This window comes from Geodermatophilus sabuli, assembly GCF_900215145.1.
Taxonomy (GTDB): Bacteria; Actinomycetota; Actinomycetes; order Mycobacteriales; family Geodermatophilaceae; genus Geodermatophilus; species Geodermatophilus sabuli.
The window spans coordinates 302041-314773 of record NZ_OBDO01000003.1; the positions used below are offsets into that span (position 1 = coordinate 302041).

Consider the following 12733-nt stretch of genomic DNA (forward strand, 5'->3'; position numbering starts at 1 on the left):
GACAGGGCCGGAAGCCCGCCAGCGAGGAACGAGCGAGGAGCGGAGCGGCCCGCGGAAGCGAACAGGAGAGCATCGTGGCTGAGCCGGAGGAACCCCTGCGGGTGGCCGTGGTGGACGACCACCCCGTCTACCGGGACGGGCTGGCGGTGCTGCTCGGCTCGGTGTCCGGGCTGGTGGTCGTGGGCACCGCCGCCGACGGGGCCGAGGCGGTGGCGCTGGCTCGCGAGGAGCAGCCCGACGTCGTCGTCATGGACGTGCAGATGCCGGTGCTCGACGGCATCGAGGCGACGCGGCGGATCACCGCCGAGTCGCCGTCGATCGGGGTCGTGGTGCTCACCATGAGCGAGGACGACGGCACCGTGTTCGCCGCCGTCCGGGCCGGCGCCCGCGGCTACCTGCTCAAGGGCGCCGACCAGGAGGAGGTGATCCGGGCGATCACCACCGTCGCCGGCGGCGGGGCGGTGTTCGGGGCCGCCCTGGCCCGCCGGATCGGGGAGTTCTTCGCGGCCGGGCCGACCGGGCCGGAGACGGCGTTCCCGCAGCTGACCACCCGGGAGCGCGAGGTGCTCGAGCTGGTCGCCGCGGGCCGGTCGAACGCGCAGATCGCGGCGGCGCTGTACCTGTCACCGAAGACGGTCCGCAACAACGTCTCGAACGTGCTCACCAAGCTGCAGGTCACCGACCGGGCGCAGGCGATCGTGCGGGCACGGGAGGCGGGCCTGGGCCGCTGACGGAGGGCAGGCATCGGCCGAGGTCAGCGCGTTCCGGCGTCGTACCGTGGAACGCATGACGACGTCCGCGCAGAACCAGCCGAAGGTGACCAAGAGCGACGAGGAGTGGCGGGCGCAGCTGTCCCCGGAGGAGTACGCCGTCCTCCGCCAGGCCGGCACCGAGCGGCCCTGGACCGGTGAGTACGTCGACACGAAGACGACCGGCGTCTACACCTGCCGGGCGTGCGGGGCGGAGCTGTTCCGCTCCGAGACCAAGTTCGACTCGCACTGCGGCTGGCCGTCGTTCTACGAGCCGACGTCGGCGGACAACGTGGTGCTCCGCGAGGACCGCAACCACGGCATGGTCCGCACCGAGGTGCTGTGCGGCACCTGCCACAGCCACCTCGGACACGTCTTCGAGGACGCCCCGCAGACCCCGACCGGCGACCGCTACTGCATCAACAGCGTGTCGATCCGGCTGGAGCCCGCCCAGGGCTGACCCGCGATCATGGAGTCCGGGAAGCGACGCGCGGCCGTCCGCCGTTGTGTCGCTCCCCGGACTCCATGATCGTCGCGGGGTGTGGTCACGGCAGGTCGCGGACGAGCTCGGCCACGGGCTTGCGGACGCCGGTGTAGAACGGCACCTCCTCGCGGACGTGCCGCCGAGCCGCCGACGCCCGCAGCTCCCGCATGAGGTCCACGATGCGGTGCAGCTCGTCGGCCTCGAAGGCGAGCATCCACTCGTAGTCGCCGAGGGCGAACGACGCCACGGTGTTGGCCCGGACGTCGGCGTACCCGCGGGCCATCTGCCCGTGCTCGGAGAGCATCGCCCGCCGCTCCTCGTCGGGCAGCAGGTACCACTCGTAGGACCGCACGAACGGGTACACGCAGACGTAGTGGCGCGGCTCCTCGTCGGCGAGGAACGCCGGGATGTGGCTGCGGTTGAACTCCGCCGGCCGGTGCAGGGCCATCTGCGACCACACCGGCTCCAGGTGGCGGCCGAGCGTCGTGCGGCGCAGCCGGGTGTAGGCCTCCTGCAGCGCCTCCGGCGTCGCGGCGTGCCACCAGACCATGACGTCGGCGTCGGCCCGCAGCCCGGCGACGTCGTAGACGCCGCGGACGACGACGTCCTTGCCCGCCAGCTCGTCGAGCAGCGCCTGCACCTCGTCGGCGGCCGCCGAGCGCGCCTCGTCGCCCAGCGGACGGGCCAGCCGGAACACCGACCACATCGTGTAGCGGATGGTGGCGTTGAGGTCGTTGGCCCGCTTGCCGATGCTGCGCTGGTCGCTCTGGTCGCTCATGGGCCCATTGTCGCGCGCGGCGCGGGACGCCCGCGTCCGCGGGGTCGGGCCGCCGCGCGACCGGGCGGGGGTCAGGCCGCCGTGCCGGTGGGCTGCTCCGGCTCCTCCGGTTCGCGCCTGACGACGGCGGTGTGCGCGTCGCGGCAGTCGTCGCAGGCGGCCATCCAGACGTGGTGGCGCAGGCAGCGGGGAGATCGGGAACCGGGTCGGAAGGGGTCGTTCGGGTGGTGCGGTGTCCTCACCCCATCCTCAACAACCGCGGCGCTCCGGGGATGCCCGGGACCGCGGTGGCCCGGACCACGGCTCAGGACAGCGCGTCCAGCGCGTGGTACGCGTCGCGGATGCAGGCCGGCACGCCCACCCCGCGGAACGCGGCACCGGCGATGGCCAGGCCCGGCACCGCGCTGACCGCCGTCCGGACCGCGTCGATCCGCGCCTGGTGCCCCACCAGGTACTGCGGCAGCCCGCCGCCCCAGCGCACCACGCGGGTCGCCACGGGCTCCGGCCGGGACAGGCCCAGCAGGTCGGCGACGTCCGCGACCACGGCCGCGGCGAGGTCGCCGTCGGTCCGCTGCAGCTGGGACTCGTCGCGGAACCGGCCCACGGACGAGCGCACCAGCAGGTGGGGGGCGGCGGGGCTGGGAGCGAGGTGCGGCCACTTGGCCGACGACACGGTGACGCCCTTGACCAGCCGGCCGGTGACGGGGGGCACGAGCAGACCGGAGCCGGCATCGACGTCCTGCGCGGGGAACGCCATCGCGACGACGGCCATCGACGCGTACGGGATGCCCTCCAGCGGCTCGACGGCGCCCGGCGCGACCTCGGACAGCAGCCGCGCGGCCTTGGGCGCCGGCGTGGTGACCAGGACGGCGTCGGCGGTCAGCGTCTCCGGGGCCGCGGCCGGGCCGATCGACAGCGCGAAGCCGGTGGCCGTCCGGGTCAGCCCGTGCGCCGGGGTGCCCAGCCGCACGTCGGCCCGGGACGCCGCGACCAGCGCCGCGGGCAGCGAGCCGATCCCCTCGTCGACGGTGACGAACACCGGCGCGTCGGCGTCGAACCGGCTGCGCGCCCCGGCGTCGCGGGCGGCGGCCGCCGCACCGAGCACGGACCGGGCGGCCGGCAGGTGCGCGGTCAGCGCCGGCATGGTCGCGCTCAACGACAGCTCGTCGGCCCGGCCGGCGTAGACGCCGCCGAGGAGCGGCTCCACCAGCCGGTCGACCACCTCGTCGCCGAGCCGTTCCCGCAGCAAGGTGCCGACGGCGACGTCCACGGTGCGGTCGCCGTCCAGGGCGAGCGGCGGCAGGTCGGCCTCGGCGGCCACCCGGGCCACGCCGGCGGGCGTGAGGATGCCGTCCAGCCCGTCGGCGGAGGCGGGGACGCCGAGCACCGTGCCGGCCGGCAGCCGGTGCCGCCCGTCGGGCAGCACGACCGACGCCTGCGTGGTGGCCGGGCGGACCAGCCGGTCGGCCAGCCCCAGGCGCTCGACCAGCTGCACCGCCTCGGGGACCCGGGCGAGCACGGCCTCGGGTCCGGTGTCGTACCAGTGCCCGGCCAGCTCGACCCGGCCCAGCTTCCCGCCGACCCGGTTCCCGGCCTCCAGGACCACGATCTCGTCGTCCGGCCGCCGCCGGCGCCACTCGAACGCGGCGGCCAGGCCGGTGATCCCGGCCCCGACGACGACCAGCCGGCGGGTCATCGGCCCGACAGCTCGTGGACCAGCTCGACGACGTGGGACAGCACACCGGGGTCGGTGTCGGGGAGGACGCCGTGCCCCAGGTTGAAGACGTGCCCGCGGGCGGCGCGGCCCTGCTCGACGACCCGGCGCACCTCGCGGTCGACCGTCGCCCGGTCGGCGAGCAGGACGGCGGGGTCGAGGTTGCCCTGCAGCGAGCGCTGCGGCCCGACCCGGCGCGCCGCCTCGTCCAGGGGCACCCGCCAGTCGACGCCCACGACGTCGGCGCCGGCGTCCCCGATGAGTGCGAGCAGCTCCCCGGTGCCGACGCCGAAGTGGATGCGGGGGACGTCCCGGTCCCCCAGCCCGTCGAACACCGCGCGGGAGTGCGGCAGCACCCGCTCGGCGTAGTCGGCGGCCGACAGCACGCCCGCCCAGGAGTCGAAGAGCTGGACCACCGAGGCCCCGGCGTCGACCTGGGCGCGGAGGAAGGTGGCCGCGGAGACGGCCAGCCGGTCCAGCAGCCGGGTCCACGCCTGGGGCTCGGCGTACATGAACGCCTTGGTGCGGGCGTGCTCCTTGGAGGGGCCGCCCTCGATCAGGTAGGTCGCGAGGGTGAACGGGGCGCCGGCGAAGCCGATCAGCGGGGTCGGGCCGAGCTCGGCGACCAGCCGGCGCACCGCCGTCTCCAGGAACGCCAGCCGCTGGGGCTCCAGCGGCGGCAGCGCGTCGACGTCGGCGACGGTCCGCACCGGCTGGGCCACGACCGGGCCGATGCCGGGCTTGATCTCGATGTCCACGCCGGAGACGACCAGCGGCAGCACGATGTCCGAGAAGAGGATCGCGGCGTCCACCCCGTGCCGGCGGACCGGCTGCAGGGTGATCTCGGTGACCAGGTCGGGGTCCTGGCAGGCCTCGAGCATCGCCGTGCCGGCGCGCAGCGCGCGGTACTCCGGCAGCGAGCGGCCGGCCTGCCGCATGAACCACACCGGGGTCCGGCTCACCGGGAGGCCGCGCGCGGCCCGCACGAGATCGGAGTGGGCCGGGCCGGTGGGGGTGGAGGAGCCGGGATCGGTCGCGCCAACAGGGGTCACGACCGCCGATCCTCCCAGAACCGTGCGGCGCGTCGGGCGCACGGTGCCGGTCCGCGCCCTACCCTGCGAGCGTGGAGCCTTCCAGCCTGGCCGGTGCCGGGCACGGCGCCGGCGACCGGACCGGCGACGTCCCCCCGGAGTTCCGGGCTGCTCTGGAGGCGATGGCCCGCGTGACCGCCCGGCCGGAGATCACCCTCGAACAGATCCCCGCCCCGCAGCGGCTGGCGCCCCACGCGTACGCGATCGGCGCGCTGGTCACCGAGCCCGACGGCGACGAGGAGGTCGAGGTCGCCAGCGGCCGGTTCATCGTGCTGCACGACCCGGCCGGGCACGAGGCGTGGGCCGGCACCACCCGCTGCGTCGGCTACCTCTCGGCGGCCACCGACGAGCACATGGTCGACGACGCGATGTTCTCCGAGGTCGCGTGGAGCTGGCTCACCGACGCCCTCGCCGAGGCCGGCGCCACCCACCACGCCGTCGGCGGCACGGTCACCCGCACCGCCTCGACCCGCTTCGGCGAGCTGGCCGGGCCCGAGCACTCCGTGGACGTCGAGATCCGCGCCTCCTGGACGGCGGAGGACGGCGCCCTGGACCGGCACCTGCTGGCCTGGCTCGAGGTCCTGGGCACCGCGGCGGGGCTGCCGCCGCCCGGCGTCCGGCTGCTGGGCCCTTCTGGTCCCTCCGACCCCTCCGGCGGCGGGACTCTCTAACATCGGTGTCCCGAGGGGCGTCCGACGTCCCCTCGCCGGCTGCCCTCCCCGGCCCCTGCGGTCCCGTTCCGCGGAGCTGCGCGCTGCCGGTCTGCACACGCTGACGACACGGGCGAGAAGGTGGACGAGCGCTGAGCACCGAGCCCAACCCGACCCCGGACGAGGAGCAGACCGCTCCCCCGGCGGTCCCGCTGCTCGCTCCGCGCGACGGCCTGCCCCCGGTCATCGAGACCTCCACCGCGCTGGTGGACTACGCCGACGCCCTGCGGGCCGGCACCGGGCCGGTGGCCGTGGACGCCGAGCGCGCTTCCGGCTACCGCTACGGCCAGCGGGCCTACCTGGTCCAGCTGCGCCGCGCGGGCGCCGGCACCGGTCTCGTCGACCCGGTCCCCCTGCCCGACCTGTCGGTGGTCCAGGAGGCGATCGCCGACGCCGAGTGGGTGCTGCACGCCGCCAACCAGGACCTCCCCTGCCTGGCCGAGATCGGCCTGGTGCCGAGGCGGGTCTTCGACACCGAGCTGGCCGCGCGGCTGGCCGGCCTGCCGCGGGTGGGCCTGGGCGCCGTCGTGGAGTCGCTGCTCGGGTTCTCGCTGCAGAAGGGGCACTCCGCCGCCGACTGGAGCACCCGGCCGCTGCCCGAGGAGTGGCTGGTCTACGCCGCCCTCGACGTCGAGGTGCTGGTGGACCTCCGTGACGCGCTGGCCAGGATCCTCGAGGAGCAGGGCAAGACCGAGTGGGCGCGGCAGGAGTTCGAGGCGATCCTCGCTGCTGGCCCGCCGGCGCCCAAGGCAGACCCGTGGCGGCGCACGTCCGGCGTCCACGGTCTGCGCAACCGGCGGCAACTGGGCATGCTGCGCTCGCTGTGGCAGGCCCGCGACGACCTGGCCCGCCGCCGCGACGTCGCCCCGGGGCGGGTGCTGCCCGACGCCGCGATGGTCTCCGCCGTCCAGGCCGACCCACGGTCGGAGGCGGCGCTGCTGGAGCTCCCGGTGTTCCGCGGTCGCGCCAACCGCAAGCTGGTCGGCACCTGGTTCGGTGCGCTGGTCCGCGGGCGGGAGCTGCCGGACGCCGAGCTCCCGCTGCACAGCAAGCCGGGCGACGGGCCGCCGCCGGTGAGCCGCTGGGCTGACCGCGACCCGGCGGCCGCCACCCGCCTGCAGGTCGCCCGCGCCGGGCTGTCCGAGCTCTCGGAGAAGCACAGCGTGCCGGTGGAGAACCTGCTCTCCCCCGACCTCGTCCGGCGGCTCACGTGGACCCCTCCGGAGCTCCGGGACGCCGAGTCGGTCGCCGCCGTCCTGCGCGCCGGCGGTGCCCGCGAGTGGCAGGTCGAGCTCACCCGCGACCTGCTCACCGACGCCGTCACCCGCGCCTGACCGAGGCGCCCGCCGTCCGCGGTATGGGAAGCGATTCCCACGTCCGGGGCCACCCGACGGGGGGATCGCTCCCTGAACCTCACGGGGCGGCGCTCGCCCGCGGCTGTTACCGACCGGTAACTTGTTCGGTGCCGCGCCCCGACCGGGCCGGTTCCGAACTGCTGCGGAGGTCCTGTGTCATCTCGAGAGCGGCGGCCACGCTCGCTGCGTGAGGTCGTCTTCGTCGACGGCGTCCGCACCCCCTTCGGCAAGGCCGGCCCGAAGGGCGTCTACGCCGAGACGCGCGCCGACGACCTGGTCGTGCGCTGCATCCGCGAGCTGCTGCGGCGCAACCCGTCGCTGCCGCCGGAGCGGGTCGACGAGGTCGCCATCGCCGCCACCACCCAGAACGGCGACCAGGGGCTGACGATCGGCCGCACCGCCGCGCTGCTGGCCGGGCTGCCGACGAGCGTCCCCGGATACGCCGTCGACCGCATGTGCGCCGGCGCGATGACCGCGGTGACCACCACCGCGAGCGGCATCGCCTTCGGCGCCTACGACGTCGCCATCGCCGGCGGGGTGGAGCACATGGGTCACCACCCGATGGGCGAGGGCGCCGACCCCAACCCGCGGTTCTCCAGCGAGAAGCTCGTCGACGGCTCCGCCCTCGTCATGGGGTCGACCGCCGAGAACCTGCACGACCGCTTCCCGCACCTGACCAAGGAGCGCGCCGACGTGTTCGCCCTGGCCAGCCAGCAGAAGTACGCCAAGGCGGTCGCCAACGGTCAGATCGGCCCGGAGCTGGTCCCGGTCGCCATCCGCTCGGCCGAGGCCGGCTGGGGGCTGGCCACCGTCGACGAGCCGCCGCGACCGAACACCACCCTCGACGGCCTGGCGACGCTCAAGACGCCGTTCCGCCCGCACGGCCACGTGACGGCCGGCAACGCGGCGGGCCTCAACGATGGCGCCACCGGCTGCCTGCTGGCCGCCGAGGAGGTGGCCGAGGAACTCGGGCTCCCCGTCGGCATGCGGCTGGTCGGCTACGGCTTCGCCGGCGTCGAGCCCGAGGTGATGGGCGTCGGCCCGGTGCCGTCGACGGTGAAGGCGCTGGAGCGCACCGGCCTGTCGATCGACGACATCGGCCTGTTCGAGCTCAACGAGGCCTTCGCCGTCCAGGTCCTGGCGTTCCTGGACCACTTCGGCATCGCCGACGACGACGAGCGGGTCAACCCGTGGGGCGGCGCGATCGCCGTCGGCCACCCGCTGGCCTCCTCCGGCGTGCGGCTGATGACCCAGCTGACCCGCCAGTTCGCCGAGCGGCCCGACGTCCGCTACGGCCTCACCGCCATGTGCATCGGTCTGGGCATGGGCGGCACCGTGATCTGGGAGAACCCGAACTGGTCGGGGGCACGCACCGAGGAGGCATCGGCATGAGCGCCGGATTCGAGGACGAGGTCGTCACCCGGGCGCTGGTCCGGTACCTCACGGTGCCCGGCATCGCGGGCGAGTTCGCGCTGATCACGCTGGACAACGGGCACGACCACACCCGCCCGTCCACGTTCGGCCCCGCGGGGTTGGCGTCCCTGGACACCGCCCTGGACGAGATCGCGGCCCGCTCCCCCGCGCCGGCGGCGATCGCCGTCACCGGCAAGCCGTTCGTGTTCGCCGTCGGCGCCGACCTGTCCGGCGTCCCGTCGATCACCTCCGCGACCGACGCGCGGCAGATCGCCGAGACGGGGCACCGGGTGTTCCGCCGGCTCAAGGACTCCCCGGTCCCGACGTTCGCCTTCGTCAACGGCGTCGCGCTCGGCGGCGGCCTGGAGCTGGCGCTGCACTGCCACCACCGGACCATCGCCACCACGGCCGCGGTCGCCTTCCCCGAGGTCTTCCTCGGCCTGGTGCCCGGCTGGGGCGGCACGCAGCTGCTGCCGAACCTGGTGGGCATCGACGCGGCCGTCACGGTGATCGTCGAGAACGCCCTGGCGCAGAACAAGGTGACCTCCGCGTCCCGGGCGGCGAGGACGGGCATCGCCGACGCCCTGTTCGAGCCGGCCGACTTCCTCGAGCGCTCGCTGGAGTGGGCGGCCGGGGTCCTCACCGGGGACGTCGCCGTGACCCGCCCCGAGGTCGACCGCGGCGCGTGGGACGACGCCATCGCCCGGGCCCGCGCCGTCGTCGCCGGCCGCACCCGCAACGCCTCCCCCGGCGCGCTGCGCGCTGTGGAGCTGCTCGACCTCGCCCGGAACGGGGTCGGCGAGGAGGCGTTCTCCGCCGGCACCGCCGCGGAGGACGACGCCCTGACCGACCTGCTGATGAGCGACGAGCTGCGGGCGAGCCTCTACTCCTTCGACCTGGTCAACAAGCGGGCCAAGCGGCCGGCCGGCGCCCCGGACCGGAAGCTGGCCCGGAAGGTCACCAAGGTCGGCGTCGTGGGCGCGGGGCTCATGGCCTCGCAGCTCGCGCTGCTGCTCGTCCGTCGGCTGGAGGTGCCCGTCGTCCTCACCGACGTCGACCAGGCCCGCGTCGACAAGGGCGTCGGCTACGTCCACGGTGAGCTGGACGAGCTGGCCGCCCGCGGCCGGCTCTCCCCCGACGCGCTCAACCGGCTGCGCGGGCTGGTGACCGGATCGCTGTCCACGGACGTCTTCGTCGACGCCGACCTCGTCATCGAGGCGGTGTTCGAGGAGCTCTCGGTCAAGCAGCAGGTCTTCGCCGAGGTCGAGGCCGTCGTCTCGGCGGAGTGCGTGCTGGCCACCAACACCTCGGCGCTCTCGGTCACCGCGATGGCCGCGAAGCTCGAGCACCCGGAGCGGGTCGTCGGGCTGCACTTCTTCAACCCGGTGGCGGTGCTGCCGCTGCTGGAGGTGGTGCGCGCCGAACAGACCGACGACGCCACGCTGGCCACCGCCTTCGCCGTCGGCACGGCGCTGCGGAAGTCCTGCGTGCTCGTCGCGGACGCCCCGGCGTTCGTCGTCAACCGGCTGTTGACCCGATTCCTCGGCGTGGTCACCGCGGCCGTGGACGCCGGTACCCCGGTCGCGGTCGCCGAGCGGGCGCTGGAGCCGCTGGGCCTCCCCATGACGCCGTTCGAGCTGCTCTCGCTGGTCGGTCCGCCGGTCGCCCTGCACGTTGCCGAGCGGATGCACGAGGCGTTCCCCGACCGCTTCGTCGTCGGTGAGGGTCTGCGGCGGATGGTCGAGCTGGGCAAGGCGTCGGTGTTCTCCGAACCCGGCGTGGTCGACTCCGACCTCGCCGGCATCGACGCCGGGGACTCGCCGCTGACCGAGGAGCAACTGCGGGCCGACGCCGAGCAGGCCCTGGCCGAGGAGATCGGGCTGATGCTCGACGAGGGGGTCGTCCAGGCGGTGCAGGACATCGACCTGTGCATGGTCCTGGGCGCCGGGTGGCCGTTCTGGCTGGGCGGGATCTCCGCGTACCTCGACCGCGCCGGCGTCTCCGAGGCGGTCACCGGGAGGCGGTTCCTGCCCCGCGGGGTGGCCTCCCTCCCCGCCTGACGTCGGATTCCGTGGAAACCGACGCCCAGTGACCGTCGGTTTCCACGGAAAACGACGGTGAGACGGCGAGAGCGCCGCTCCCTCCTGCGAGGGGGCGGCGCTCTCGCCGTCTCAACGGAGCTCGGGTCCGGGGATCACCGGAACTCGTGGGTCAGGCTGTCCATGGTGCGGTTCACCGAGGCGACCTTGATGTGGGACAGCCCGCCGGTCGCGCCGGCCGCCAGCATCGCCTCGTGCGCGGCGCGCAGCGTGGCCCACACCTCGTCGGCCTCGCCCTCCAGCGTCGCCCCGAGGGCGCCGACCTCGTACCGCAGCCCCGAGGCCTGGATGACGGCCCCGTCCCGAGGCTCGCGCCGAGCGTGCGAGGCGTGGGGAGGACGGGGTCCTTCTACTGGATCTCGGCGATCACGCTCACGGCGTCTCCTCGACGACCTCCGTCACACGCCCCTCGGCGCGCTCGGCGACCACCGCGGTCCACTCGGCGATCCGTCGGGCGACGTCCTGCTCGGTGAGGCCGACGTCGGCCAGCACCTGGCCACGGCTGCCGTGCTCCAGGAACTCCTGCGGCAACCCGAGGGTCCGCACCGGTACGTCGCAGGCGCGGTCCTGCAGCGCCTGGGTCAGCGTGGTGCCGACACCGCCGGCGCGGCCGCCGTCCTCGACGGTGACCACCAGCCGGTGCCCGGCCGCGAGCTCCACCAGCTCCGGCGCGACCGGCAGCACCCAGCGCGGGTCGACGACGGTGACCTCGATGCCGTGGTCGGCGGCGCGCTCGGCGGCGGACAGGCACATCGGCACCACCGACCCGACGGCGACGAGCAGCACCTCCGCCCGGACCCCGCGGCGCAGCACGTCGACCGGGCCGCGCCGCTCCAGCGCCGGGATGTCGACCGGCGGCGCGCCCTTCGGGAAGCGGACGACGGTCGGCCCGTCGATCACCGCGACCGCCTCGCGCAGCGCCTCGCGCAGGGTCGGCTCGTCGCGCGGCGCCGCCAGCCGCAGGCCGGGGACGACCGACAGGATCGACATGTCCCACATGCCGTTGTGCGAGGCGCCGTCGGTGCCGGTCACCCCGGCACGGTCCAGGACGACGGTCACCGGCTGACGGTGCAGCGCGACGTCCATCAGCAGTTGGTCGAAGGCGCGGTTGAGGAAGGTCGAGTAGACGGCGACCACCGGGTGCAGGCCGCCCATCGCCAGGCCCGCCGCCGAGGTGAGCGCGTGCTGCTCGGCGATCCCCACGTCGAAGGTCCGCTCCGGGAACCGCTCGGCGAACGCGGCCAGCCCGGTCGGGTGCAGCATGGCCGCGGTGATCGCGACGACGTCGGAGCGCTCGGCGCCGATGCGCACCAGCTCGTCGGAGAACGCGGCGGTCCAGTCGCGGGCCACCGCGGCGCTGGCCCCGCTGTCGGGGTCGAACACGCCGGTGGCGTGCCAGGCGTCGATCTGGTCGGTCTCGGCCGGCGGGTAGCCGAAGCCCTTGGTGGTGACGGCGTGCACGATCACCGGGCCACCGAAGGAGCGGGCGCGGCGCAGCGCGGACTCCATCACCTCGGTGTCGTGGCCGTCGACCGGGCCGATGTACTTGAGCCCGAGGTCCTCGAACATCCCCTGCGGCGACAGGACGTCCTTGAGCCCCTTCTTGATCGCGTGCAGCGCGTCGTAGAGCGCCGACCCGAGGACCGGCGCCCGGTGCAGCGCCTGGCGGACCTGCAGCAGCGCCTGCTCGTACCCCGGCCGCAACCGCAGGGTGGCCAGCGCGTCGGCGACGCCGCCGATGGTCGGCGAGTATGAGCGGCCGTTGTCGTTGACCACGATGACCACCGGCCGGTCGTGGGCGGTGGCGATGTTGTTCAGCGCCTCCCAGGCCATGCCGCCGGTCAGCGCGCCGTCACCGATGACGGCGACGACCGGCCGCTTCTCCCCGCGGACGGCGAAGGCCTTGGCCAGCCCGTCGGCGTAGGACAGCGAGGTGGAGGCGTGGCTGTTCTCGACCCAGTCGTGCTCGCTCTCCGCACGGCTGGGGTAGCCGGACAGGCCGCCGCGCTGGCGCAGCCGCTCGAAGCCCTCCACCCGACCGGTGAGCATCTTGTGCACGTAGCTCTGGTGTCCGGTGTCGAAGAGGATCGGCTCGTGCGGGGAGTCGAAGACCCGGTGCAGGGCGATGGTGAGCTCGACGGCCCCCAGGTTGGGGCCCAGGTGACCGCCGGTGCGGGCCACGCTGGTGACGAGGGCGTCGCGGATCTCGGCAGCGAGGGCCGGGAGCTGATCGGCGGGCAGCGCCCTCAGGTCGGCGGGGCTGCGGAGCGATCGCAGGAGCGACACGAGTCGGAGGTGTCCTCTCTGACGGCGGCAGGTGCACGGCTCGGCAGCGGCCGC

At 74.8% G+C, this 12733-nt stretch carries 11 protein-coding genes; 6 read left to right on the top strand and 5 right to left on the bottom strand.

Annotated elements, in window-relative coordinates:
* Nucleotides 1-74: 74 nt before the first annotated feature.
* The gene (locus CRP39_RS09565; RefSeq protein ID WP_097206136.1) at nucleotides 75-731 is read left to right on the top strand and encodes a response regulator transcription factor; all 657 of its coding nucleotides are present in this window, start codon (nucleotides 75-77) and stop codon (nucleotides 729-731) included.
* Between the two features lie 55 nt (nucleotides 732-786).
* Entirely contained in the window at nucleotides 787-1209 is a 423-nt protein-coding gene (gene msrB / locus CRP39_RS09570) for a peptide-methionine (R)-S-oxide reductase MsrB (RefSeq protein WP_097206137.1), read from the top strand.
* Between the two features lie 85 nt (nucleotides 1210-1294).
* Here the strand turns inward: msrB and hemQ are convergent, their stop codons facing one another.
* From hemQ to hemE, 3 genes are all read right to left on the bottom strand, one after another.
* Complete coding sequence (gene hemQ, locus CRP39_RS09575) at nucleotides 1295-2011, bottom strand: hydrogen peroxide-dependent heme synthase (protein ID WP_097206138.1); 717 nt, start codon at nucleotides 2009-2011, stop codon at nucleotides 1295-1297.
* Between the two features lie 304 nt (nucleotides 2012-2315).
* On the bottom strand, nucleotides 2316-3707 hold the full coding sequence (gene hemG / locus CRP39_RS09580; protein ID WP_097206139.1) for a protoporphyrinogen oxidase: 1392 nt from the start codon (nucleotides 3705-3707) through the stop codon (nucleotides 2316-2318).
* Nucleotides 3704-4777 carry a uroporphyrinogen decarboxylase gene (hemE, locus tag CRP39_RS09585; protein ID WP_172442367.1) on the bottom strand — a complete coding sequence of 358 codons (1074 nt, stop codon included), beginning with the start codon at nucleotides 4775-4777 and terminating at the stop codon, nucleotides 3704-3706. Before hemE ends, hemG begins: the two co-directional genes overlap by 4 nt.
* Before the next feature lie 71 nt (nucleotides 4778-4848).
* Here hemE and CRP39_RS09590 point away from each other — a divergent pair, with 71 nt between their 5' ends.
* The 4 genes from CRP39_RS09590 (at nucleotide 4849) to CRP39_RS09605 (ending at nucleotide 10354) form a co-directional block, all read left to right on the top strand.
* The gene (locus tag CRP39_RS09590; protein ID WP_097206140.1) at nucleotides 4849-5487 is read left to right on the top strand and encodes a DUF3000 domain-containing protein; all 639 of its coding nucleotides are present in this window, start codon (nucleotides 4849-4851) and stop codon (nucleotides 5485-5487) included.
* 131 nt (nucleotides 5488-5618) lie between these two features.
* Nucleotides 5619-6860, top strand: coding sequence for an HRDC domain-containing protein (locus CRP39_RS09595; RefSeq protein ID WP_097206141.1), 1242 nt, complete (start codon nucleotides 5619-5621; stop codon nucleotides 6858-6860).
* A 174-nt stretch (nucleotides 6861-7034) separates the two neighbouring features.
* The gene (locus CRP39_RS09600; RefSeq protein ID WP_097206142.1) at nucleotides 7035-8273 is read left to right on the top strand and encodes a thiolase family protein; all 1239 of its coding nucleotides are present in this window, start codon (nucleotides 7035-7037) and stop codon (nucleotides 8271-8273) included.
* Nucleotides 8270-10354, top strand: coding sequence for a 3-hydroxyacyl-CoA dehydrogenase NAD-binding domain-containing protein (locus CRP39_RS09605; protein ID WP_097206143.1), 2085 nt, complete (start codon nucleotides 8270-8272; stop codon nucleotides 10352-10354). The genes CRP39_RS09600 and CRP39_RS09605 overlap by 4 nt, the downstream gene beginning before the upstream one ends.
* Nucleotides 10355-10488: 134 nt before the next feature.
* Here the strand turns inward: CRP39_RS09605 and CRP39_RS09610 are convergent, their stop codons facing one another.
* Nucleotides 10489-10683, bottom strand: coding sequence for a thiamine-binding protein (locus CRP39_RS09610; protein ID WP_097206144.1), 195 nt, complete (start codon nucleotides 10681-10683; stop codon nucleotides 10489-10491).
* 82 nt (nucleotides 10684-10765) lie between these two features.
* Nucleotides 10766-12679, bottom strand: coding sequence for a 1-deoxy-D-xylulose-5-phosphate synthase (gene dxs, locus CRP39_RS09615; RefSeq protein WP_097206145.1), 1914 nt, complete (start codon nucleotides 12677-12679; stop codon nucleotides 10766-10768).
* Between the last annotated feature and the right edge of the window lie 54 nt (nucleotides 12680-12733).